General features: G+C 45.3%; 31 protein-coding genes. 18 read left to right on the forward strand and 13 right to left on the reverse strand.

Translation table 11 applies throughout. The features are described 5' to 3' along the window. Positions 1–48 precede the first annotated feature (48 nt). The 6 genes from pal to smpB are packed head-to-tail and all read left to right on the forward strand — an operon-like array spanning position 49 to position 3875. On the forward strand, positions 49–555 hold the full coding sequence (gene pal / locus AZI87_RS09780; RefSeq protein WP_063206351.1) for a peptidoglycan-associated lipoprotein Pal: 507 nt from the start codon (positions 49–51) through the stop codon (positions 553–555). Between the two features lie 22 nt (positions 556–577). Further along, a complete protein-coding gene (locus AZI87_RS09785; RefSeq protein WP_063206352.1) occupies positions 578–889 on the forward strand; it encodes a DUF4398 domain-containing protein in 312 nt (103 codons plus the stop codon). Further along, the gene (locus tag AZI87_RS09790; protein ID WP_063206353.1) at positions 886–1560 is read left to right on the forward strand and encodes a tetratricopeptide repeat protein; all 675 of its coding nucleotides are present in this window, start codon (positions 886–888) and stop codon (positions 1558–1560) included. The genes AZI87_RS09785 and AZI87_RS09790 overlap by 4 nt, the downstream gene beginning before the upstream one ends. Before the next feature lie 7 nt (positions 1561–1567). Beyond that, positions 1568–2602, forward strand: a complete 1035-nt coding sequence (gene tsaD, locus AZI87_RS09795) for a tRNA (adenosine(37)-N6)-threonylcarbamoyltransferase complex transferase subunit TsaD (RefSeq protein WP_373999710.1) — start codon at positions 1568–1570, stop codon at positions 2600–2602. After that, positions 2599–3426, forward strand: coding sequence for a 16S rRNA (adenine(1518)-N(6)/adenine(1519)-N(6))-dimethyltransferase RsmA (gene rsmA / locus AZI87_RS09800; protein ID WP_063206355.1), 828 nt, complete (start codon positions 2599–2601; stop codon positions 3424–3426). Before tsaD ends, rsmA begins: the two co-directional genes overlap by 4 nt. Then, positions 3423–3875, forward strand: coding sequence for an SsrA-binding protein SmpB (smpB, locus tag AZI87_RS09805; protein ID WP_063206356.1), 453 nt, complete (start codon positions 3423–3425; stop codon positions 3873–3875). Before rsmA ends, smpB begins: the two co-directional genes overlap by 4 nt. On the opposite strand, the gene AZI87_RS09810 is transcribed toward smpB, so the two are convergent. Next, positions 3820–4479 (reverse strand): hypothetical protein, encoded by a 660-nt coding sequence (locus tag AZI87_RS09810; protein WP_063206357.1) that lies wholly within the window; start codon positions 4477–4479, stop codon positions 3820–3822. The two genes, smpB and AZI87_RS09810, sit on opposite strands and share 56 nt — an antisense overlap. An 85-nt stretch (positions 4480–4564) precedes the next feature. Between AZI87_RS09810 and AZI87_RS09815 the strand changes: the two genes are divergently transcribed. Then, positions 4565–5338, forward strand: a complete 774-nt coding sequence (locus tag AZI87_RS09815) for a hypothetical protein (protein ID WP_216635255.1) — start codon at positions 4565–4567, stop codon at positions 5336–5338. Here the strand turns inward: AZI87_RS09815 and AZI87_RS09820 are convergent, their stop codons facing one another. The 3 genes from AZI87_RS09820 to AZI87_RS09830 all read right to left on the reverse strand — a co-directional run bounded on the left by AZI87_RS09820 (position 5339) and on the right by AZI87_RS09830 (position 7262). Continuing rightward, positions 5339–6022: a PilZ domain-containing protein gene (locus tag AZI87_RS09820; RefSeq protein WP_063206358.1), complete on the reverse strand. Its 684-nt coding sequence runs from the start codon at positions 6020–6022 to the stop codon at positions 5339–5341. Continuing rightward, on the reverse strand, positions 5998–6897 hold the full coding sequence (locus tag AZI87_RS09825; protein WP_063206359.1) for an SAM-dependent methyltransferase: 900 nt from the start codon (positions 6895–6897) through the stop codon (positions 5998–6000). Before AZI87_RS09825 ends, AZI87_RS09820 begins: the two co-directional genes overlap by 25 nt. Before the next feature lie 62 nt (positions 6898–6959). Continuing rightward, the gene (locus AZI87_RS09830) at positions 6960–7262 is read right to left on the reverse strand and encodes a hypothetical protein (RefSeq protein WP_155722527.1); all 303 of its coding nucleotides are present in this window, start codon (positions 7260–7262) and stop codon (positions 6960–6962) included. Positions 7263–7463: 201 nt separating this feature from the next. Between AZI87_RS09830 and AZI87_RS09835 the strand changes: the two genes are divergently transcribed. Beyond that, the gene (locus AZI87_RS09835; protein ID WP_063206361.1) at positions 7464–8684 is read left to right on the forward strand and encodes a hypothetical protein; all 1221 of its coding nucleotides are present in this window, start codon (positions 7464–7466) and stop codon (positions 8682–8684) included. A gap of 55 nt (positions 8685–8739) precedes the next feature. Here AZI87_RS09835 and AZI87_RS09840 read toward each other — a convergent pair whose 3' ends face one another. The 3 genes from AZI87_RS09840 to map all read right to left on the reverse strand — a co-directional run bounded on the left by AZI87_RS09840 (position 8740) and on the right by map (position 10889). Further along, on the reverse strand, positions 8740–9255 hold the full coding sequence (locus AZI87_RS09840) for a MarR family winged helix-turn-helix transcriptional regulator (protein ID WP_063206362.1): 516 nt from the start codon (positions 9253–9255) through the stop codon (positions 8740–8742). A gap of 204 nt (positions 9256–9459) precedes the next feature. Beyond that, positions 9460–9855 (reverse strand): hypothetical protein, encoded by a 396-nt coding sequence (locus AZI87_RS09845; protein ID WP_063206363.1) that lies wholly within the window; start codon positions 9853–9855, stop codon positions 9460–9462. A 275-nt stretch (positions 9856–10130) separates the two neighbouring features. Then, on the reverse strand, positions 10131–10889 hold the full coding sequence (map, locus tag AZI87_RS09850; RefSeq protein WP_063206364.1) for a type I methionyl aminopeptidase: 759 nt from the start codon (positions 10887–10889) through the stop codon (positions 10131–10133). Positions 10890–10915: 26 nt separating this feature from the next. Here map and AZI87_RS09855 point away from each other — a divergent pair, with 26 nt between their 5' ends. Together AZI87_RS09855 and AZI87_RS09860 are read left to right on the forward strand one after the other, a co-directional pair. Then, a complete protein-coding gene (locus tag AZI87_RS09855) occupies positions 10916–11761 on the forward strand; it encodes an NAD(P)H-hydrate dehydratase (RefSeq protein ID WP_063206365.1) in 846 nt (281 codons plus the stop codon). Positions 11762–11850: 89 nt separating this feature from the next. Beyond that, positions 11851–12801, forward strand: coding sequence for a hypothetical protein (locus AZI87_RS09860; protein WP_063206366.1), 951 nt, complete (start codon positions 11851–11853; stop codon positions 12799–12801). A 447-nt stretch (positions 12802–13248) separates the two neighbouring features. Here the strand turns inward: AZI87_RS09860 and AZI87_RS09865 are convergent, their stop codons facing one another. After that, a complete protein-coding gene (locus AZI87_RS09865; protein WP_253696633.1) occupies positions 13249–13845 on the reverse strand; it encodes an NUDIX hydrolase in 597 nt (198 codons plus the stop codon). A 154-nt stretch (positions 13846–13999) separates the two neighbouring features. Between AZI87_RS09865 and AZI87_RS09870 the strand changes: the two genes are divergently transcribed. Together AZI87_RS09870 and AZI87_RS09875 are read left to right on the forward strand one after the other, a co-directional pair. Then, the gene (locus AZI87_RS09870) at positions 14000–14260 is read left to right on the forward strand and encodes a PepSY domain-containing protein (RefSeq protein ID WP_063206368.1); all 261 of its coding nucleotides are present in this window, start codon (positions 14000–14002) and stop codon (positions 14258–14260) included. Between the two features lie 26 nt (positions 14261–14286). Further along, complete coding sequence (locus AZI87_RS09875; RefSeq protein ID WP_063206369.1) at positions 14287–14814, forward strand: cytochrome b/b6 domain-containing protein; 528 nt, start codon at positions 14287–14289, stop codon at positions 14812–14814. Here the strand turns inward: AZI87_RS09875 and AZI87_RS09880 are convergent. The 3 genes from AZI87_RS09880 to AZI87_RS09890 form a co-directional block, all read right to left on the reverse strand. Further along, on the reverse strand, positions 14811–15236 hold the full coding sequence (locus AZI87_RS09880) for a hypothetical protein (RefSeq protein ID WP_063206370.1): 426 nt from the start codon (positions 15234–15236) through the stop codon (positions 14811–14813). The two genes, AZI87_RS09875 and AZI87_RS09880, sit on opposite strands and share 4 nt — an antisense overlap. 76 nt (positions 15237–15312) lie before the next feature. Next, positions 15313–15930 (reverse strand): PAQR family membrane homeostasis protein TrhA, encoded by a 618-nt coding sequence (gene trhA, locus AZI87_RS09885; RefSeq protein ID WP_063206371.1) that lies wholly within the window; start codon positions 15928–15930, stop codon positions 15313–15315. 117 nt (positions 15931–16047) lie between these two features. Next, on the reverse strand, positions 16048–17250 hold the full coding sequence (locus tag AZI87_RS09890) for a TCR/Tet family MFS transporter (RefSeq protein ID WP_063206372.1): 1203 nt from the start codon (positions 17248–17250) through the stop codon (positions 16048–16050). 119 nt (positions 17251–17369) lie between these two features. Between AZI87_RS09890 and AZI87_RS09895 the strand changes: the two genes are divergently transcribed. Continuing rightward, entirely contained in the window at positions 17370–17609 is a 240-nt protein-coding gene (locus AZI87_RS09895; protein ID WP_063206373.1) for a hypothetical protein, read from the forward strand. 52 nt (positions 17610–17661) lie between these two features. On the opposite strand, the gene AZI87_RS09900 is transcribed toward AZI87_RS09895, so the two are convergent. Continuing rightward, a complete protein-coding gene (locus tag AZI87_RS09900) occupies positions 17662–18006 on the reverse strand; it encodes an RNA recognition motif domain-containing protein (protein ID WP_063206374.1) in 345 nt (114 codons plus the stop codon). A 204-nt stretch (positions 18007–18210) separates the two neighbouring features. Next, a complete protein-coding gene (locus tag AZI87_RS09905) occupies positions 18211–18747 on the reverse strand; it encodes a TetR/AcrR family transcriptional regulator (protein ID WP_063206375.1) in 537 nt (178 codons plus the stop codon). Positions 18748–18826: 79 nt separating this feature from the next. Here AZI87_RS09905 and AZI87_RS09910 point away from each other — a divergent pair, with 79 nt between their 5' ends. The 5 genes from AZI87_RS09910 (at position 18827) to AZI87_RS09930 (ending at position 23035) form a co-directional block, all read left to right on the forward strand. Continuing rightward, positions 18827–19714, forward strand: a complete 888-nt coding sequence (locus tag AZI87_RS09910; RefSeq protein WP_063206376.1) for an aminoglycoside phosphotransferase family protein — start codon at positions 18827–18829, stop codon at positions 19712–19714. A gap of 77 nt (positions 19715–19791) precedes the next feature. Beyond that, positions 19792–20346, forward strand: a complete 555-nt coding sequence (locus AZI87_RS09915; protein ID WP_172795510.1) for a HutD/Ves family protein — start codon at positions 19792–19794, stop codon at positions 20344–20346. Between the two features lie 72 nt (positions 20347–20418). Then, positions 20419–21696 carry a trans-sulfuration enzyme family protein gene (locus AZI87_RS09920; RefSeq protein WP_063206378.1) on the forward strand — a complete coding sequence of 426 codons (1278 nt, stop codon included), beginning with the start codon at positions 20419–20421 and terminating at the stop codon, positions 21694–21696. Between the two features lie 134 nt (positions 21697–21830). Continuing rightward, positions 21831–22583, forward strand: a complete 753-nt coding sequence (locus AZI87_RS09925; protein WP_063206379.1) for a 3D domain-containing protein — start codon at positions 21831–21833, stop codon at positions 22581–22583. Then, entirely contained in the window at positions 22583–23035 is a 453-nt protein-coding gene (locus AZI87_RS09930) for a hypothetical protein (protein WP_063206380.1), read from the forward strand. The genes AZI87_RS09925 and AZI87_RS09930 overlap by 1 nt, the downstream gene beginning before the upstream one ends. The last annotated feature ends 15 nt before the right edge of the window (positions 23036–23050 follow it).

Consider the following 23050-nt stretch of genomic DNA (forward strand, 5'->3'; position numbering starts at 1 on the left):
TAAAGTTTTTATCTAATGATAACTATTGGATCTTCATAGGAGGACATCATGTTTCGTAAATTAGCTCTTGGTCTTGTTGCCTGCGCGGTTGTTGCTGGTTGTAAAGGAAAACAAACTCAATCGGATCAATCCATTGAAACTTTGCCTGCAGGCGGCCAATCTACTGCCATTGACTCATCACCACTTAGTTATGATCCAATGGGTTCTGACTCTGGAAAAATTGCGGGTCTAGAAACTGTTCACTTCGGTTACGATAAATCGAGCTTGGATGCGGCTTCTAAAAAAGTGATCGCTTCTAACGTTGAGTGGATGAAATCAAACCCAGGCGTGAAAGTTCAAATCGAAGGTCACTGTGACAACCGCGGTACTATCGAGTACAATGTGGCTCTAGGTGAAAGACGCGCTAACGCAGTGAAAGCTTATATGGTAAGCTTGGGTATTGCTGGCGATCGTTTGAGCGTTATCAGCTACGGTAAAGAAAAACCACTTGATATGGGTGACACTGAAGCAGCTTGGGCGAAAAACCGCCGTGCGAACTTTGTTCCTGCTCAGTAATTTAAGTTAAGAAAGGTGTGCAGTGAGACTACAGAGACTTTTCATCGGAGTTCTACTTTTTACGGTGATTGTCAGCTGTCAAACAGTCCCTGCACCCGTTGAGGATTATTCCCTCGCAAGAGCTGCACTAGATGCGGCTCGTTCTGTTCAAGCGGCCCGCCATTCCCCAGGTTATTGGCATCAAGCTGAAGAAGCTTATCGCAAAGGCCGTATCTATTTTGAAGATCGTGATTATTCGAAAGCTAAAGAACAATTTGTGCGCGCACGTGTTTCTGCAGAAAAAGCAGAAAACTCAGCACGATTGATTCGTCAAAGAACAGGAGATGTTCTATGAAGAAAATCCTAGTGGCTCTTGTTGCCACTCCTCTATTTCTGACTGGTTGTTTGAAAACGCGTAACGAAGTTCGTGAAACTGAACAACGCCAAGTCATGCAGCAACAAGTAACGACACTGCAAAGAAGCAATGCGGATGTTTCAAACCGCTTTGCCGACATCGAAGAACAAATGAGAAGTCTGAATGGCCGTGTGGACGTGGTTGAAAACCGTGTCGGCCAAGGAAACTCGGGCATAGAAAATGCCGTTAGAAACACACAACAACAAAATCAAGACTTAAACCAAAAAGTCACGCTTCTTCAAGAGGCTCTGACGAAAATGGAAAAAGACATTTACACTTTGAATGCTGAAATCCAATCATTGAAGGCCGAACGAGTTGCTGGCCAGGCAGAAAGATCTGCGAAGCAAGCCAAGAAAAATGTTTATGAAGTCGGTGAAGAATTCTTCAATAAAAAAGACTGGAAACAGGCTATCTTAAACTACCAAAAATACCGTGACGACAATCCGAAAGGGTCTAAGTTCGCGGATGCGACTTATAAAATCGGTGTGTCCTTCCAAGAGTTGGGCATGAAAGATGAAGCAAAAACTTTTTACGACGAAGTGGTCAGCAAGTTTCCTAAATCAGATGAAGCTCGTCGTTCTAAAACTCGCTTGAAGGGTTTAAAAAAATAAATTCGTGATTGAACGTGTATTAGCCATTGAAACCAGCTGTGATGACACTTCCGTAGCGATCGTAGATCGCAGTGGTTGGGTGCACTCTGTTGTCGCGGCTTCTCAAGATTTAGAACACGAAATCTATGGCGGTATCGTTCCTGAAATCGCGGCTAGAAATCACTCCATCGCTCTGATTCCCTTGATTGAAGAGGCTTTTAAAAAAGCCGGAATGACTTGGAAAGACGTGCAGGGAATTGCCGTCACCAATCGTCCTGGTCTGATTGGCGCCTTAATTGTGGGGCTTGTGACGGCGAAATCCTTGTCGCAGGCAAAAGGTCTTCCATTTCTAGGGGTGAATCACCTAGAAGGTCACTTGTTAGCGCCTTTCTTGCGTGATTCTCAATATGCTCCCCCTGAAGACTTCGGATATCCTTACGTAGGATTAGCCATCAGTGGTGGTCACACCAGTCTTTATCAAATCAAAGGTTTGGGTGATTACAAAGTTCTGGGCGCAACGAAAGACGATGCAGCCGGGGAGTGTTTTGATAAATTTGCGAAGATGGCGGGTCTGGGTTTTCCAGGCGGTGTGCGTATCGATCAAATGGCAAAAACCGGAAACCCCCATGCTTTTGAATTTCCTCGCAGCATGATTCATGACGAAACTTTCGATATGAGCTTTTCCGGCTTAAAGTCATCGGGTCAGCGCATGTTGGAACAATTAGGACCAGAACTAGTGCAAGAGCAGCTTCCTGATCTTTGTGCTTCTTTCCAAGAAGCCATTGTCGATGTTCTTATTGCTAAATTAGATCGAGCGGCCAAAGTATTTAGATCTAAGCGCGTGATCTTAACTGGCGGCGTGAGTGCGAACTCTCGTCTGCGCGCACGTGCAGAAGAATGGGCCGCGAAGAAAGGTCTGACCCTCGTAGTTCCACCAATCCGCTATTGCACGGATAATGCCGCAATGATCGGGTATGCCGGCGTTCTAAGAATGAATGCCGGGGAATTTTCCAACATCGACCTCGGACCTTCACCACAAGTTTTGACAACGGATTTTAGATGAGCCAATCAAGAGAACGCTTAGAGCAAACGCTGCAAGAACTTGGCATTCTTGCCAAAAGATCGTTAGGTCAAAACTTCTTGGTCAGCGATGTCGTCATTGAGCGCATCATCAATCAGGTGAAAGAATTCAACCCCGAAGAGCTGATTGAAGTGGGCCCAGGTCCTGGAGCTTTAACTTACTTTTTAAAACAAATGAATGTGCCTTTGACTTTAATTGAGCTGGATCGTGTGATTGCGAATTACTGGCGTGAGCAAGGGCAAAATGTCCTTGAAGAAGACGCTCTAAAACTCGATTGGTCGCGCTTCTATTCAGACAAAAAAGTCGTTTTCGTCAGCAATCTGCCTTATCAGATTTCTTCAAGCATCGTCATTGAGCGTTCGATGGAAGCTCCGGGTGTTGAGCACATGGTTCTGATGTTCCAAAAAGAAGTGGCTCAAAGAATCCGTGCCGTGGCGAAGTCAGAGCATTACGGACTTTTAAGTGTTATTGCTCAAGTCTTCTGGAAGACGGAAATGGTGACTGAGGCGGGACCGAGGGATTTTTCGCCCCCTCCACGTGTCGCCAGCCGAGTGCTGTGCTTTTCGCGTCTGCAAAGCGAAGTTAAAAATCGCCAGGCCTTTCTCACTTTTGTTAAAGCCGCCTTTGCCCAACGCCGCAAGCTTTTAAAGAAAAATTTGTCTGGTCTTTTAAGTCAAAAGAAGCTAACTGAAGAGCAATTGGTGGGCTGGATCACCGGCATGGGTTTTACAGAAACGGCCCGTGCGGAAGAACTCAGCCCCGCGCAGTTTGTGACCTTGTATAAGCACTTTGGATTTGAAGCATGAGCATTTTAATTGTTCAAGAGAACAAAAAAGCCCGATTTGATTACACGATCGTAGAAACCTACGAGGCGGGCTTGCAGCTTATGGGAAGCGAAGTGAAATCCCTGCGCAATAAAGATGTGCAACTAAAAGACTCTTACATTTCTTTTCGGGGTGATGAAGCTTTCTTGCAGAACGCACATATCGCCGAATACAAAGCTTCCAGTTACAACAACCATGCTCCAGAAAGACTTCGTAAGCTTTTACTGAATCGCAAAGAGTTGGATGAGATTTTCGGTGCCTTAAAGGAAAAAGGCTATTCTTGCGTGCCGCTTAAAATCTATTTTAAAAACGGCCGTGCGAAATTAGAAATTGCGTTGGTGAAGGGTAAAAAGACTCACGACAAGCGTGAGGCTATTAAGAAACGCGACGTCTCTGATCAAATTCGCTCAAGTCTACGACGGAATCGTTAGTAATAAACTCTTCACGAATACCTAGGCGCGCGCGTTTTTCTGCCAGCAAATGTTTCCAAGCGGCATAAGCTTCGCGGTTTTGCGGATCAATGCTTAATTTTTCTAAAAGCTTTAGTTCAGTTTCAGTATTCGCCTTTAAAGCGCGATAGAAATAGTCATACGTCATCGCAAGGTCACGATAGTCGTCTTCTTCTGGCAAGTGATAATCAGGAATATGCCACTGACCCAACATCAATTGGTGCATGTGTCTTTCCATCGTCACTAGTGGCGAGAGTAGATTCTTCGTCATACGAATTCCCAAGAACAAAGTAACTCCCATAAGGAACAGGAAACTGGCGCTTAAGAAAATTTTAAGCCACGTCACTTCGCGCTCAAGATGCTCTACCAAGTAAGGATGTGTGTCGTAAGCAAGACTTTTGAAGAGATCATAATTCTGAACGATGAAGTAATAGGCTGGAAGAAGAAATAAAACCGCGCCACCCGCAACGGCTGTCACCATGTACCAACAGTATTTGTACTGAAAGCTTTTATTTAAAATGAAGCGGCGAGGACCTTGTCCATGGGGCACACGCTGGGGTTCGATAACTCTTCGTCCGTATAACATATGACCTCTTATCGGTCTGTTGTGTTTTCAAAAGAGTCCAATTATTCTCAAAAGTATACATTCGCCGAAATAAAGAGGAGTCTTCATGCGTAGTCCGGTTCAAGATACAAAGCGCCGTTGGATTTTCACCGTATTCCTGACAACTCTGCTGGTATTTGGTGCTGAAAAACTCTGGGCCTTAGATGAGCCGACAAATCGCCCCGACAATGACACGACCTTGGTCGACGACAAGTATTCGTTAAAAGCCGACCGCGAAGCCTTTGATAAATTGCGCAAAGATATTCCGCCTGAACGCCAAAAAGAAAACGATGAAAAAGCTTTTATGGATCAGCTGATGTCGGATTTTTCACGTTCGCCTTCCGAAGTGCGCTCCAAGTTTTCTAGCATCATCAATAAAAAGCGCGAGCTCTTTAACAAAGACATGACGAAAAGTCGCGAGCAGTTTAATAAAACTCAAAAGAAAGAGCGCGACGAATTTTCCAAAAAACAGGGCGACGCGCGAAAAGACTTTTCAAAAAAGAAAGTTACTTCCGATGAACGCAAAGAGTTCTTTGAAGAGCTTGATGGCGAAAGAAAAGACTTTTATTCCAAGCAAAAAGAACAGCGCGATGAGTTTGAAGCCGATATGCGCGATAAAAGAAAAAACTTTGACGATTACGCTCGTTCTAAAACGGATGAATTCAATCAGTTACACCGTGATTATACGAAACGCTATGACGAGAATAAAAAAGCACAGTCGGACCTGAAAAAACAGGCTGAAGAAAAACGGAAACAGTTACAGAAGAGTATTGATCAAGAGTACGAGGGCATTCGTCAGAAGGATCCGACAATCCTGGAGCCCACAACCCAAGGTCAGTAATCACGAAGGTCTTTTAAAGACTTCTTTATGAATCTCCATTGTCAAAGCGAAAAGTTTGTTTTCGATCATCGTTGATAGTGGAGTGAATTCAATCCCAAAGGTCTGAATCACCTTATTGCCTTCGTCGACTTTGATGTGACGGACCAGGCCTTGAATTTCAATCGGCGATCTTTTCCCAATCACCAAATGTCCGGTGACTTTATCGCCGATCTTCATCAGCGGAGCATCCATTCGGTAAATCACGCGACAGCCTTGGCTGCTCAGATCGGCCAATTGACCGATGATTTTCTGCGGCTGTTCGTTCACCAGAACGATGTTGTAAAAAGCTTGATAGCCTTCCGGGATGCGCACGCGGTAGTTTTGGCGGCGTTGAAGATGATAGAGTTCTTCAGCGACGGGCACGACGACTTTTTCCTGATGAATTTGCGCGAAGCCTTGGAAGTAGTATTTTTCTCCACCCAAAAAGAAATGACCTAGGTATTCTTCTTGAGGTTTTAAAGTCGTGATGGATTCGACAGTGCATTCAAGGCATTTGGTTTTAGAATTAAAAAAGTTCACGCGCAGTTTGCAAATCGATTCTTCTTTACCTTTACAAAGAAGCTCTCCTTGAGCTTGAGCAAGATCCTGCCAAAGCTTGATCTTTTCGTCTTCGCGACCTACTAGGGTGAAGATGTCTTTATCCATACCGTGACCTCGTGCTTGTTGTGATGCAGATGTTGCACACGTGCATTTTCTAAAGACTGGAACTTTTTGAGAGTCGCAAAGTCCGTCTTACCTTGAAATTTTATCGTGCAAACGAAGTTCGAGCATAGTCCTGAACTCTGCCACATTTGAACAAGTTCCAGAAGTTTTTCGGGATAGCAGATGATATCAGAAAAAAACCAATCAATGGCCCCAATGTCCTCGGGCTTCACCGTGAAAGCATTCGTCTTCATAAAGTGAATGCGCGGAAGTTGGGCGATGTGGGGTTCTAAAGGTGCGCGGTCGATACTGACAACCTCGCAACCGATCTGTTGAAGCACCCAGGTCCACCCTCCGGGACAGCTTCCAAAGTCGACAACTCTTTGTCCTGCTTTAGGCAGAATTCCATACACCGTGAAAAGCTCCCAAAGCTTCAGGTAAGCCCGCGACGGCGGATTCTTTTTATCCTCATTAAACTGCACTTCCCCTAAAGGAAATGGGGAGTTGGTTTTGCTTGAGGCTAAAAGCGTGTTCTTATCTATCAATGTCCAAGCCCCTAGATTGTCTTCGGGGAGGGCCCCTAAGAAATCCACGATACGGGGTTTTACTTTTAGCAGTTGTTCTTGAATAAGTTGTGCGCGTCGATGATGGTCGAATGTATAAGGCACCCACAGCTTGCCTAAACCCTTTAAAGCTTTTGCCGCCTGGCTGATGGATTCAAAAGATATGATTTCGGGGTTGAGCCAAATATTTTGGGCCCAGACAGAGTGCTGCAAGGGCCCATCAGTAAGAACCAGGCTTCCATGGACTGAGCGAACATTTTTAAGTTCCTCAAGAAGCTCTGGCAGAAATTGTTCTGTGGTTAAGTATGCGATCATGAATTAAAAACCAGTCCAGCTCCGCGGCCCGAAGGCCGCTGCGCCTTCTGCGCTGCCGCGCCTTAAGCTGCTTTAGTTGCCACAGCTGGAGTCAGAAGTCCACGACTGTTCCAAGTCGTCATGCAATCATTCCAGAATTTTTCTTTCAATTTGATATCGGCAGGACCCATTTTCACTTTGGGGAAATCCTGTTTAGTGAAGTGCTCAGTGAAATGAGCTTCGTCACATGCGCGTACGATCTTCAACATCAGGTTGAAGTGAGCCTCCGTCATTGGCTTGTTGTCCACGAGCATTTTTCTGAGACCAGCCTCTGGTGTGTGCAATAAAAAGTTATAGAGGTTTGGTACATCATAAGTTTGACTCATTTTGAAACTCCCTTTGTTTTGTTTCATTCCTCATATCGGCGAATCAAAAGGGGAGCTTGAACGTTTCTTTAGGACCATAGTCCTAGCGTGTCTGATTAATAATTTTTCAGTTTATCCAGACTTGCCGATGATCCAGGAAAAATGGTCCAGGTAAAGTCTAGGTTCCCTTAAGTCCTAAGACCTAGCTCCGATCTAGGAGGCATGAAAACACAAAAAATCAATACAAACATCTTGGCAGCTTTGATCGCAACAACACTTTTCTCTAGCTCGACATTCGCTATGGCTAAAAAGCCGGTCAGCGGGGGCGGAGGTACAACGACTCCTCCAACCACGACTCCCAGCAATCCCACGACACCGACGACGCCACCTCCAGCGCGCGAGCCGGCGGCGGTCACCGATTCAATCACTCCGGAAGGCTTTAATGTCTTTTCCGAAGTATCTTACCCGGTCGGTTCCGTTGTCGATACCAACTACAAAAACTATCGTGAGTTGATCCCGACAAGAAATGCGCAACAAGCTCACGCCACAGATATGTGCGATACGAACCTAGACCAGAACGACCGTTTCTCTGATCGTATTGCTTATGCGGTGGAACTAAAAATGCAGCCCGCGAAAGCACAATTAGGCTACGTGGCTTCTTACTTTGGTTTAAATAGTGATGTGAATACTTACTTGCCGAACAGTTTGATTTCTCATCCATTGTGTAACGTGACGTCGTCTACGTTGAACACGACATTAAATGGCAAGAATGTTCCTGGCGCTTCGACGATTAAAAAAATCAATGAATTCGCAGATCGCATGAACTCTTACCGTCGTGAAGCTTTGTCTGGAAACAGAGAAGGTTATGTCAAAGCTTCAAAACTTTGGTCAAAATTCATGATGTGTCTTTCGTATATGGAATCTTTGACGACTGCGGATAACTCGAAATCACAAAGTGTGGCAGCAAAATATGCTCCATCAGGTTATCGTCGTCCAGCCGGCGTGAACTTTTATGAAGACCCTTATCAACCTGCAGAGTCTCGTTTGAATATCGGTCTTTTCCAATTCACTCCCGATGCCGGTGGCAATATCCAAGCTTGTATTCGTGAATGGAATGCTCTTTATCCAAAATGCGGTATCTCTCAGAAAGCTAGCCAGTCTGAATTGATCCGTATCTTGGGAAGCTCGCTGCAAACGTTCAACTCGTTCTGTGCCGCTTCGAAGGTCACAGGTTCTTTTGCCGTACAAGTGAATACGACGAAGTCAGCAAACACGCATCCATATAACGTGAATTCAAATGGCAAGTTGAAAGCTCCGGCTGAACGTTGCGTGAGCCCGCACATGGCCGTCGGCCGCTCTTACAATCATTTCGGGCCTTTCCAAAATACGTCAGGCTATACAACAGAGACGATCATCAACTGTGCGTTGACGGGCGAATACTAAAAAATTAAAGCCTTCTAAAAAGAAAAAACCCTGATGTTTCCATCAGGGTTTTTTTTTAATCTTGTCCTAGTCTCGGGATCGTTCGAATCATTCTTTCCATATATCCGTTGATCTGATGTTTTTCGGTCTCATTAAACTCGCTCCAGAATTGTGTGATACGAGTATGATATTCAGGAATAATTTCATCGCAAAGGGCGCTTCCCTTGTCCGTAATAAGAATCACGAAAGAACGGCCGTCTTTTTCATGCGTCGTTCTTTTCACAAGTTCCGCTTTTTCCAAACTGTTAATCAGTCCAGAGATGGTCGCTTGCGTGACACCCACTTTTTGCGCAAGCTCAGAAGGCATCATACCTTGAGGCGTTCTTTGTAGAAGGATCATCAATGTAAAGCGGCCCGACGACAAGTTGTAACGAGAAAAGAAACTATCCAGATTAATTTCCATTTCTGTTGTGACTTTGCGAAGTAAGATATGCGAATACAGCGTCAAAGAATCCATGTCAGGATAAAGAGGACTCTCAGACTTTTCTAAGGCTTCCCGAGTCGGAATCTCGGTAAAATACAGCTTTGCCATAGGAATCTCCGATCGTAGAGGTTAAGCAGCCTTAGTAGTTTAATTAGGGGTCTAATAAAGCGCAAGAAAAAGGACGCAAAACTTACACCCAGGGCCTATTATATGCGCTTTAGAAAACTAACTGAGAATAGAACTGACGAAAAAAAAATGGAAGGGGCTCAACCCTTCCATTTTTCATCAATGCAGACTCTAAAAAGATGAGATCTATTCTAGAGTGTAAACAACGACTTTCACAGAATCTTTAGCTGCAAGAGAGCGACCCAAGCAAGCGCGAGATGCTTCGAAAGTTGAAGATCTTTCTTTCGTACCGAAAGTGATCAACAAAACGCCGTTCATTGTTTCGCCATAAACTTGGCAACGCTCGTCATCTAGTCTGAAAGCGCGACCTTTGCTTACTGGAACTTCGCCAGCAGACGTGTACTTGATAGCGCAAGAAAAGAAGCTTTGCGGTTTGTCTGTTTCGCCAGAAACGTTTTTCAAGCAAGTGGCATTAACATCGTTGATTTCTCTTTCAACTGCGATCACGTTTCCAACTTTGCGATCGTTAGCTTGAGCAGAGAAAGCCAAAAGCATAGAAGCTACAACAAAAAATAATTTCATAAATCCCTCCGTATTAGACACCGATAGCCTTTCACCTTTTCAGGGAAGCTCAAGGTCTTTGGCACCGTGTCTATGAGAAATCATTCCGCGTCAGGATGAGAGGCTTCAAACTTCAAAGCTCCCACGGACCACAAGACCGCTTGATGAGCTACCCAGCAGAGCAGAATTATGAACGAGATAGAAACTTCGTAGGGCATAAGACCTCCGTGGAAAGCAGACCTACAGAGGATTTTAGGCGTTAAACGGAGGTAGAATCAAAGAGACCGAATTTGTATTTAGACAGGATCAGGAATGGTTACGATCAAGGCACGGTCTTTTAAAACCACCATCGTGTGTTCAAACTGAGCGGTGCGGTGCTCGCGTCCTGCAACCAGCGTCCAATGATCCGGCTCTTCATCAACGACACGGGCCCCAGTTGAAACAAAGGGCTCAATCGTGATGACATGGCCCTCTTTCAATTTTCTTTTGTCGCGTTTGTCATAATAAGCCGCGATGAATTTTGGTTCTTCATGAAGACCGCGGCCGACGCCGTGGCTTCCTAAATTCTCAATCACGGTATAGCCGTTTTCAGTAGCGACCTTTTCGATCTGATAGCCAATCATATTGATGTACGCGTCGGCTTTCACAATACTGATCGCCGCTTCCAAGGCCTGTTTTGTAACATCAAGCAGTCGCTGATCCGCGGCTTTACCTGGAGGAATAATAAAGGAGCCACCGTTATCGGCGTAATATCCATCCAACTCTGCCGAGACATCGATATTAATTAAATCGCCGCGTAGAATTTGCTTTTGAGACGACGGAACGCCATGAGCGACCTCATGGTTTAAGCTAATGCAATTGTAACCTGGAAAGTTGTAAGTCAGCATAGGGCCCGAGCGTGCTCCGTGCTTTTCTAGGAATTTTCCGCCAAGCTCATCAAGCTCTTTGGTTGTCATACCGGGCTCAATGGAGCGTGCCATGTACTGCAGGCAGTTGGCGACGACCTTACCAATTTTTTTTAGACCTTCGAGATCTGCTTCCGTCTTTACGATCATGCAAGGCTAGTTATACACTGATCCGGATGAAAAAAGCCACTCCGCAGAGATATTTCCTTAAGAAACATGGGGCTAAGAAACTTTTACCCAAAGTTTCAACGTCGGATAATAAGTCGTCCCGTGGTCGCAGTCTGATTTTAGCCGGCAGTGCAGAGTACCCGGGCGCCGGAGTCTTGGCGGCGAAAGCCGCACTTCGCACGGGCAGTGGTTACGTGACACTGGCGCAAAAAAATATCGCGGTTTCGTCATTGGAAAATCCTGATTTTTTGCTTTGTGATCTTAACAAAAAATCTTGGCATGAGTTGAAATTCGACGTGATTCTGGTTGGGCCCGGATTTGGAGTTAATAGTTTTACAGCCCAAGTTATTCGCGAATTAAAGAATAAAAAAATCGAAAAAGTGATCTTAGATGCGGATGCTCTTACAGTGTGCGCGAATGAAAATCTATTTCCTTTGCCGGCGACTTGGATCGTCACTCCGCACACGGGTGAACTCGCTCGTTGCTTAAAGATCAGTGTAGAGGAAATCAATGCGGATCGCTATGCTGCCGCTCGGTTCGCTCAAAATCTTTTTCAGTGTGTGGTGATTTTAAAAGGGCACGAAACCCTGATCGCAAACCGCCAGCGAATTTATACCAATAAAACGGGAAATGCGGCCTTAGCGAAGTCCGGGACTGGGGATGTGCTGGCAGGAATCTTAACGGCCTTACGCGGGCAGGGGCTGACAGCGACACAGGCGGCTGTCTTAGGGGTTTATATCCATGGAGCGACGGCCAATCTTTGGGCTTCGCGCCAGAAAGACCTTTTATCGATGATGGCCTCGGACGTAATCGAATATATCCCATCTGTACTGCGTATTCTTCGTGGGAATTGAAAAAAGTTCTCACTAGCAGAGCTGACACAACCTTGTCTTTCCTTTTTGAGGCCTCCTAGGTAAAAACGGCCGCAAACAGGGAGAATTTCATGAATAAAGGGCTTTTGCTCGCAGCTCTTGTGACTTGGACTTTCGCGGCCCAAGCACAAACGTCTACCACGACACTTTCAACGACTTCTTCAGCCCCAAGCTCTGAAGTGGTGACTCAAGAATCCACAATGAAAGTGGATAGCGTTCTAAAGAACAAAAAATTCGAAGACGATAAAGACATCACAGATTCTCGTTTGAAAGCAGATTCTGGATCTCTTTCAAGATATTCCCTGAAATTTTCTTTGTCTTACTATGGTCCTCCGATCGGTGACCTTTCCAACAAAAAACAACCAAATCCAGACGGTTCTATCGGGAACAACGACACCTCATTGAGCGGTTCTATCAGCGGTCGTTACCGTCTTGATAGCAAAAGCGCGATCAGCATGGGGACGGGTGTTAGTGCTTTGACGCCTTTCCACGGTTCCGAGCGCACGGATGTAAAAACACCGTTTGTGAACTATGACCGCAACACGCGTCTGGGTGACGTACAAATGAGAAACTCTTACGGAGTTTCTGTGACGACAGTTCAAGAGTACATCGACGTGGGTCAGTATGCGACTTTAAGCTACGATAACTCTTTGGTTTACAACTTGGGTGCCTCTGGCTTTGCAGTAGGTATGGATGCCAGCTTAAGCTACTTCCTTTACAATCGTGATTATCAAGCTAAAGACCGCACGGCGGGTCGTTACTACCTAGGCTGGTATCCGCAAGTGAAGTACAATGTGACAGACAAATTCAACATGTACACTTCAGTTGCTGTTGGTTTCACAAACCCACGTGCTCGTGAAGATCAATTCGCTATGTTGAACAGAACAACAAGCCAACGCCTAGGTGCAGGTTACGCCTTCACTCGTGACATCTATCTTTCAACATTCCTAAATTTCTACCCCAAAGATCTAAGAACAGAGTCTACGACAGTCAGCTTCTCTACCGTCTTCTCGATCCTGTAGGTGCCTGCTTCTTTTTTGGGTCTACACCGCGTAAAAGTAAAAAGGGAACTCATTGAGTTCCCTTTTTTATTTTTCAACGTCGTTCAAAGGCGCCTCTAGAGCGATTTTCGCTGTATCAAAAATAAATTTTCACTAAAACCCCTGACGATCTTCTAAACACTGCTTGAAGTTTGATCAGACTTTCTTGTTTCAATCCAAGAATCGCTGCGATTTTTTAAAAATTTGAAAAATTCCCCTCAACTCTACAAAGGTCCAGCCGATAAGTTTACTACCTTGAATGAAAGGAGCCTTGAATGGCGAAATCCAAAGTAGTACGTCACGAATATATTCTTAGTCAGGAGATTCGTGAATTGGCTCTACACAGGGAGACAGGTCCACCTTGAAAGAATAATTAAAAGGTGAAATTGGTGAAACCAGAATCGACAAGGGATTCTGGTTTTTTTATTTCTAATTCTGCGGTCCCAAGCTGCGCAGCCGATTGAGCAGATCAATCACCATCATGTAGGTCAGTCCCCACAGTGGTGGATCACGATCTAAATAAATCGCAGGCAAGTGGTGGTCATGACCGTTGTCACGTTTGATCTTATAATGTGTCTGCCTTTGCGGATTTTGGATCTCTTTCAAAGGAATCCAAAAGAAGTCGGCGACTTCGGATGCATCTAGTGTCAGCGCAAAATCACGATTCGTATAAAAAACAAAAGGACGAATATAAAAATCCAGCATGGAGCCCGCTTTGCGTGCCTGGACATCGTCCAGTCGACCTAACAATTCATCCACGGTTAGATCGACTCCGACTTCCTCTTTTGTTTCGCGAAGCGCGGCATCTAAATCGGTCTTATCATAGTTTTCACGTATACCGCCGGGAAACGCGAGGTGACCCGCCCAGCGATCTTCGGGGTGAAAAGCTCTTTGAATAAACGCAATCTCTAATTGTTCAAAAGAGTGTCCGCGCAAGATCGCAGCGACACATGCATGACGTGTCAATTTGGATGCAAGATCCACGGGAGGTTGAGACTGAAAAAGAGAATGAAGTATGTCTTTCAAGGTAAAATCCTTCGCAAGTTCTATCATAGCACGAGGCGGAGCAGAATCTTAGATTTTCATCTTGTTTTCAGTGAGGTCGAAGGGCACTCTAGACTCTGGACAAGGTCCGTACAATTCAGCAAAACGAAGGACCACTTATTGGAGGACTAAAAGAATGAAAGCTCTATTCGCTATCACGGTACTTTTCGCAGGTTCTGTTTCTTTCGCTGCGCCAGATTGCACTAAAGAAGCAAAAGACAAATGGATGCCAGAAGCCAAAATGAAAGAGATGATTTTGTCTCAAGGGTATAAAATCAAAAAATTCAAAGTGGATGGCAATTGCTACGAAATTTATGGTTGGGACAAAGCGGGTGCGAAAGTAGAAATCTACTTCAACCCTGTGGACGGTTCTATCGTGAAAGAATACAAAAAGTAATTTTACTTTGAACAAGGGACTAGGCCATGAATGCGGGTGAAAAAAGAATCTACGTTTGGGATCCTTTTATCCGCGTATTTCATTGGACGCTGGTCCTTTGTATTTTTCTAAATTATTTTATCACCGAAGAAGGCGATACGGTGCATGAAGTGATTGGATACGTGGCGGCGGGGTTTGTTATCGCCCGTGTTGTTTGGGGATTTATTGGCGGACCCACCGCACGGTTCCGCAATTGGCTCGCCAATCCCGTGACGGTATATAAATATCTGCGAGATTATAAAAATCGTAAAGCCTATGTGACTCACAATCCTATCGCAGGATGGGTGATGATCTTTTTATTAACCTGTGTGATTGGGCTCGGCATCACCGGTTATATGATGGGAACTGACACTTACTTCGGCGAAGAGTGGGTCGAAGAACTTCACCACAACATTGGTAATGTCATGATGGGTGGAGTTGCAATTCATGTTCTAGGCGTTCTTTTAGCCAGCTACCACGAGAAACAGAATCTCGTGGCAGGCATGATTCACGGTTACAAAAATCAAAAAGACTAACGGCAGTCGCGACGAGACACAGTCTCTGAAGTTTCGCTGCAGCTTACGATACGGCAGTTGTTATAGCGATATTGACATTGATAGATAGCGTCTCTTTCTGAGCTATAACGATCAGGTCCACGGCCTTGCATTGTCATGCGGTAGCCACGGTAATCTGTTCCTTCCGCAGTACATGAATAGAAACTGGATTTACATGTCTCTACGCAGTTGCCGTGCTTTGCTAAACACTCACGACAGCTTCCGTGTCCACCCCAGTGTTCTTCCCAACCATCATCAGTGGCCGAGCAAGTTATGTTCGGGCGATGTGGTTCATAAGGACCAGGACGACCTGGGCGATCTGGCTTGATCCAACCAAAAATGCCTGCGGCGAACGCGTTTGCAGTGAATAGTGTGATCATTAAAACGGTGGTTAGTGCTTTCATGGTTTTCCCTCCAAGTTGGTTAACAAAGAGGGATATATCAAAGAAGATGCCAAAGAATTCAGAGTCACTCTGACACTTAAATCAAATAGAGCAGTATGCAGAAGTACTGACACGCACTGCCACCCAGGACAAAAAGATGCCAGATGCCATGGAAGTGGCGCACCTTTTCATCGAAAAGAAAAAAGACAATGCCCACGGTGTACAGGATTCCACCCAACGTCAACCACACCATGGCCGCTGTTGATAAGACTGCCGTTAAAGGTTTCAGAGCCACAACAATCAACCATCCCATCACGACATAAATAATCATGGAAGGTGTGCGTGTGCGATGCGCGAGTGTCAGTTCGTAAATGATTCCCAAGGCAGCCAGTGTCCAGTTGATTCCAAAAATCCACCAACCCCATGGTCCTCGCAAAGTAATCAAAGTAAAAGGTGTGTAAGTTCCAGCGATAAGCAGATAGATAGCGATGTGATCTAGCTTTTGAAGGATTTGTTTCGCGCGACCTTGCATGCTGTGATAAAGAGTCGAGATCGTATAAAGAAAGACTAACATCCCACCGTAAACGCTGGTGCCGACAATCTTCCACACGTCGCCATGCACGCTAGCCAAAGTGACAAGCACAGACGTACCTGCCACCGACAATGCGGCACCCACAAGATGCGTGATACTGTTAAAGCGTTCACCGTGGTAGATAAGGCCTCCAGTGAAAACAGGATATCACAATTTTTCTTTTTAAGCTGAGTTACAAAAAATTATGCAAAGAAAAGAGGACAGATGAAAGCTCGTTAAGAAGAGAGCTTTCATCTTATTTTAAGTCGCATGTTTGTCTTTTATAAGGACAATCCAAGCCACGAAGCACACGACCGCAGCAAAGAAGTACGGTGCACCTGGAATATAAACTCCAGTTTTGTCGGCTGTAAAGACGGCAAAGAGTTTTGTAGTTACAAGGGGGTTAATGATTGCAGCAAGACTCGTCAAGCTGACAAGAGTCCCTTGCAGCTCACCCTGTTCTTGAGGTGGAGTATTGTGAGTCACTAAGGATTGAAGTGCAGGACCACACACCCAAAACACCGAGGACGCCGTTAAAATGGCGTACATCATCCATCCTTGGTTGGCTAAGCCATAGAAAATACAAGCCACACCAAATCCCACGGTTCCCCACACAACTGTTCGACGTTCCCCTAATTTAGGAATTAAAAGTCGCGTCAGCCATCCTTGGGAAATCGCGGAAAGGACCCCGACAAGCGCCAAAGACAGCCCCACTTCTGAAGTTGTCCAACCGAAGCGAGTCTCTGTGTACAATGTCCAAATCGAAGGATGAGTTTGCCCTGCAAGTTGAAAGCAGAAGTACACGATCAACAGTGCTAACAAATGCTTAGCTTGGAAAATTTTTGAAAGCGAGCTGAAGGGATTTGTTTTTTGCAAAACCACTTTGCGTCGCATTTCTTGAGGTAGGGATTCTGGCAAAATGAAAAATCCAAAAAGAAAGTTTAGAAGATTCATTCCCGCGGCTACTAAGAAAGGATAGTGCGGACCATAGTGACCCAAAAGTCCCCCGATCGCGGGACCAATAATAAAGCCCAAGCCAAAAGCGGCACCAATCATACCAAAATTTGCAGAGCGATTGCTGTCATCACTGACATCGGCGATATACGCCATAGCCACCGTGATGTTCGCACCTGTAAGGCCCGCCAAGATACGTCCAATAAATAAAATTTCAATCGTCGGTGCGTAGGCCATTAAAATGTAATCAATGCCTGCGACAAACAGGGATACTAAAAGAACGGAACGTCGTCCGAAGCGATCTGAAAGGGCTCCTAAAAGAGGAGAAGCCACAAACTGCATCAGTGCGTAGATGGAGATAAAATAGCCGAAGTATTCAGACACTGAAGTTTCGCTAGAGACAAACCTTCGCATGATATCGGGAAGGGACGGAATCACTAGACCCACGCCGATCATATCCAAAGTCACCGTAATAAAAATAAAGAGCAATCCAGCTTTTGATTTCGTCATAAAAACGAGGCTACGAAAGTGCCCTAATTTTGTCAGCAATAAGATTTGGGAGCCCAGCGATTTTCTTTAACCGAAGCAAGGGGCTGCGGCATCTTATTTATAAGAACGGGAGGGCAAGGATGCGCTTCTTAATAGCTTTAATAACTTTGACGGGATCGATCTCTTTTGCGGAAGTAAAAAACTTTAACGGTTTGGTGGCAGAGGCCACTCAACAAGAAAAGAGGATGCATAGAAAGCTACTTCAATCGATACAGAATGTTCAGGTGTCTATCGCCTATAACGATAAATTAGATCAGATTCGATCGGCCCGGGAACCCGCTTCAGAAGCGATCAAGGTTCGACTGGTGTCGGCGGAATAAAAAAAAGGGGATCGTAAGATCCCCTTTTTGATTTTCTTATTTAGAAGAAAAATTAGTAACGAGAACGACCACCGCGATCGCCGCCACCGAAGCCGCCGCGAGAGTTACCGCGACCGCCACCGAAACCGCCACCACGATTTTCACGAGGAGCCATTGGTTTAGCTTCGCTAACGTTCATGTTACGGCCACCTTGTTCAGAACCGTTCAATTTTTCGATAGCTGTTTGAGCTTCTTCATCAGAAGCCATTTCAACGAAACCGAAACCTTTGCTACGACCTGTTTCGCGATCAGTGATGATGCGAGCAGATTCAACTGTGCCGAATTGTGCAAAGATGTCGCCCAAAGATTGATCATCTAGTGAATAAGAAAGATTTCCAACGTACAATTTTTTGCCCATTATTTCCTCCGTAGGATGGGGGACTCTTAAGGGAATGAGCACTATGCTTTTCACACTAAAGAAGACCGATAATTGCTGAAACTGTTTGTAGCCTGCCTGTCTTTAAATTGAAAGAGGAAAGAAAGAGAAAATAAAAAATGATTGGGTAATCGATAATAACCGTTCTCAAGTCGCGTATATTCGATCCTAGACCTTCGTTAGGGCCTATGCGGTCTTATTTTCAAGCCTTTTTAGGTAACTTTTCAGGTTCAAAAGGGCCCTATCGGGGTTGCCCCCACCCAAGACATACAGGTCCAAGCCCAGGGCATAGATAAATACATCCTCCGCGAACTTCTTCATGCGGGAGGGGAGAAGTTCGCGGAGGGAGCCGATCACCTGTTCATTTTCATGCAGACGCGAAGTCTTTCGCGGGTTCTGCAACGTCGATATCAAACTCAAACGCCGATCGTCTTTGTTGGAGCTTTGCAAAGAAGAATGCCACGCCTGACACACAAGAGCTTTCCAGTTTTTTTGGGGAGGGGCGCTGGAAAGATCCTTATGCAGCCGTGGCTCAAGGAGCTTTTGACATTCATTGATCAAATTTTCTTTCGTGCCGAAGTGATGGACGAGCATGCGTGTGGTGGTGTGAAGCTGTCGTGCCACTTCGTTCAAGGACAAGTCCCAAGCGCCGTGTTTACGAAACACCTTAAGAGTTGCTTTTAGAATTTCTTCGCGTCGTGCGAAATCCTTGGGTCTTGCCATGAATCTCCATTCATGTACTAATTAGTTCATAAATGATTTTTGATGGCAACAGAAATATATTTTTTTTGAAAGAAAAGTGATGGATTTACCTGAAGAGTTTCGGAAAAACATCGTCGAGGTTTACGGCGAAGATGGAAAAAGGTGGTTGGCGAATTTGCCAGCACATTTGCAAACCCTCTCACGCCTCTATGATTTGCGTTCTTTAAGGCCGATGAAAAATCTGAGCTACAACTTCGTAGCAACGGTGGAAAACTCGAAACAAGAAAAATGGGTTCTAAAAACAGGGCCCGCGGGAGCCGATTATCGCAAAGAGACTTCGTGGTTAAAGCAGAATGCTAAGGTCTCTCCGCGTGTGCATTTCTTTGATCAGGAGAACAATGCATTCTTCATGGACTTTGTACCTTCAACTCAGACTTTGCAAGACCTCGTCTATGAAGGGCATGATGACCAGGCGACGCATGTCTTAGCGGATCTGATTGTGAAAATGTATGGCGATGGGAAGGGCATCCCGCAAGGAGTTCCGCACTTATCCACATTGATTTCCTCGTTCGACTTTCTTCACGGAAAATTACCCCAGGCTTTTGTGTCGAAAGCCCGCACTTTGTGGCAAGAACTTACCACTTTCAGTCCTGGTGATGTTTTTCTGCATGGAGATCTTCATCACGACAACGTTCTTATCACATCGGATGGTGCGAAGGTGATTGATCCCCATGGTTATGTCGGTGATCCGGCATCGGAAGTGGGATCTATGATTTACAATCCGTTAGGGTGGGAGGCTTTGCACGATGAAAAAGTCTTACAACGTCGGTTGTACATTCTGAGTGAATGTGTGCCTTACGATGCAAAAAAGATCCGCGCCTGGGCTTTTGTGAAAACCGTTCTTTCCATTGCGTGGACGGTCGAAGGTTCTGGAAAGGTGCCGTCGCATGAACTGCGAATTGCAGAAATTTTAGAAAATGAACTCTGACACTTTGGCAGTGGTCAATGCCCGGATTCTTGATTGCAGGGGGCCTTCGTGTTCGAATGGGGAAAAAGGATAAAGCCATGAAAATGATGAGAAAAGCCGACAACGAAATCATGCCTTGGAAAAACGGAATGGGAGTCACGGCCCAAATCGATATTTATCCAGAATCGGCAAAGTTTCCAGACGGTGATTTTTTATGGCGATTAAGTTCGGCGACGGTGTCGGCGTCGGCCCCTTTTTCCAAGTTTGAAAACTGTGATCGTTTGCTGGCCGTGTGGAAAGGGAAGGGTATGAAGTTGAATGATCATGATTTACCTCCTTTGACTCCCTATAAGTTTTCCGGCGACTCAGCGATGGAAGGGGTTCTGCATGACGGAGAAGTCATGGACTTGGGCATTATCTATCGTCGCGGAAAAGTGACCGTTGATATGACTTCGGAAGAATTTACGAAAGAAGTCGTCGCACTGAATCTGGAACCTGGTGTGCATTACTTCTTCTGTGTTTCCGGCAGCATGGCCGTGGGACAAAATCTTTTAGAAGAAGGTGATACAGTGCGGGTGGATGGTGCTCAGGCCGTGAAATTGTCAGGCAAGTTAGGCACAAAATATTTCCACATTGCGGCAATGCCACACTGATGCGGCAGCTCCTCGCTTCCCAAGAACTAGATCATGTGCTCTAGTACGATCTATTCAAGCAAGTGAGGACTCATGAAAAAGGCCAACAAAAAGGCGATGTCGCCGCGAACTCAAGCAATTCACGGTGAATTCCAATCCAGCTCGTGGGAGTTTTCTCACCATTTAATTCCACCGATGACAGCGTCGACAACCTTCCGTTTGGAATCCTTGTCTCGTGGGGCTGAGGGTTTTAGTACCTTTGGTGCCCAAACCGAATCCGGAAAACCTATTTGGATCTATGACCGACTGGAAGAACCAACAACGAAGATGTTGGAAGATCAATTAGCGATTCTTGAAAAAGGCGAGTGCGCTGTGACGTTCGGAAGTGGTATGGGGGCGATCGCTTCCACTTTCATGTCTCTACTAAAAACCGGCGAGCGCATTGTGGCCCACAAGACTTTGTACGGCTGTACTTACAGTCTTATCACGAACTGGCTTCCGCGCTTGGGCGTCGAAAATTCTTTAATCGACATTAATGACTCAACGTCTTTAGCAAAGCTGTTGGCTGATGAAAAAACTCGCGTCGTTTACTTTGAAACGGTGTCTAATCCGATTTTGGAGATTGCCGACTTAGAAAAAATCGTCAGTCTTGTCAAAGCCGCGAATAAAAAAAGAAAAAAGGATCAACAAATTTATACGGTGGTCGACAATACCTTCGCGACACCTTGGGCCTTGCGCCCGCTTGAATGGGGTATTGATTTTGTCATTCAAAGTTTGACGAAAAATATCTCTGGTTTTGGCACCGAGATGGGCGGAGCCGTTATTGCTCCTAAGTCTTTCGAAAGCATGTTGCGTGTGGCTCGTAAAGATTTCGGTGCTATCATTCACCCTTATTCCGCGTGGCACATCTTGGTTTATGGTATTTCGACTCAAGCCATCCGCTTTGAACAACAACAGGCGACGGCATTTAAAATTGCACAATTCTTGGAGAAGCATCCCAAGGTGCAAAGTGTGACCTACCCAGGTTTGAAAAGTCATCCGCAGTACAAGCTTGCAAAGAAATATTTGAAATCTCCAGAGTCTCAATTTGCTCCGGGCACGATGATCTCCTTCCAACTTAAAGGGGATATGAAAAAGTGTCAGAAGTTCGTGGATGACATAGCTAAGAACTCTTACGCGATCACCTTGGCAGTCAGCCTGGGTTTAACGAAGACTTTGATTGAAGTGCCAGGCTTTATGACTCATTCGGCGATTCCCAACGAAAAGCGTGGGGAAAGCGGTATTGATCCTCGTGCGATTCGTTTAAGCATTGGTTTAGAGAACGCGCAGGATATTATCGATGATCTTGCCGAGGCTCTTAAAAAGGTTTAGGTGGAACACTGTCTCAGACTAAGAAGTTTCATTCTGAGAAAGTGTTGAAGGTGACAGACACTGTAAAAAGGGCTGACGATCAACTGCCATAAACTGGCACCAGAGTTGGTCTCAACCTTGCTTTTAGTGTTTGCATGACAAATCAAAGTGGTCGCGAAAAAAATAAAAGAAGTGCGCTAAAGACAACGGTTCAAGTGTTTGCCGTGGGGGCGATGTTGATTGCCGCCAATGCCAGCAATGCGCAGTTGTGCCCTAAAAATATTGCGACGACGACGACATACTTCGTGCCTCATATTAAGGATTATTGCTCATCGCCGACTCCGTGTGCGGCTTTCAAGAAAGAAGTTCGCTTACAGGGTTCTGGCACTTTATCAGGTGGCCGTATTCTGACTTACACAGGTAAGATCGTAAAAATGGATAACTGTGACACGGCCATTGGTGCGAGTGGAAAGTGTCTGATTCCTTTTATTTCGGTTGCGGCGGATCCACGTCATCACAGTATGGGTGATATTATTCAAATGTCTTCTTTAAAAGGAAAGATCATCACTTTGCCTAATGGTAAAACAATGATCCATCCCGGTTATCTTATCGTGCACGACACAGGTGGTGCGATCAAAGGCGCCAACCGGTTTGATATCTTTACCGGTGGCTTCGATATGAATAACGATCACAATGCCTTCGGAACTTTAGGAAAGCCTGAAACGCAAATGGTCGATAAGACTGATTGCGCTAGCCGTAAGCAGTTCACGGTGATTCGTCGAAGTGCTCCTAATTATGAAAATGCTTTAGTTGCCATCGAGGATTCTGTCAGCGAATCTATTGAAGAGAAAAAAGTTATGTATGCCTCAGTTATGGAGTCAGCTCCAGCACGCGCGGGAATTCAGTAATGAGTAAAACGGTTTTCATATTGGTTTTGTTTTTAAGCATGATGTCCATGGGTGTTGCCAAAGCGGCAGAGAGTTCTGAGATCGACATGTCTGCACCTCCATTCTGGATGTCATCCCACGAGGAATTTAAGGACCTTCGTGAAGAGCAAAAAAAATTCTATCTTGAAAAACTGGTACAAGAGTTCAAGAAAGTAGATACTTTAGACAAAGTTACTTTGCATGAACTCAAAGAGGCGGCGGAGTGGACACCTTCATGGAATACCATTCGTCGTAAGCTTTATGTGGCTTGCCAAGACAAAGAATTGGAAAAGACTTGTGAAGAAATTGCGGATCTTCGCATCACAGCTCTAGAAATGGGATCTCCACGAGCCCCACAAATAGAGTCCGAACCGGCTGGAAAGCCTGCCTCAGACTTAGACGCTAAAAAGAAATCAGAGCCGGCTAAAAAGTAATCCTTTCTGCTAAAT

The sequence above is a fragment of the Bdellovibrio bacteriovorus genome (assembly GCF_001592745.1).
GTDB classification, from domain to species: domain Bacteria; phylum Bdellovibrionota; class Bdellovibrionia; order Bdellovibrionales; family Bdellovibrionaceae; genus Bdellovibrio; species Bdellovibrio bacteriovorus_B.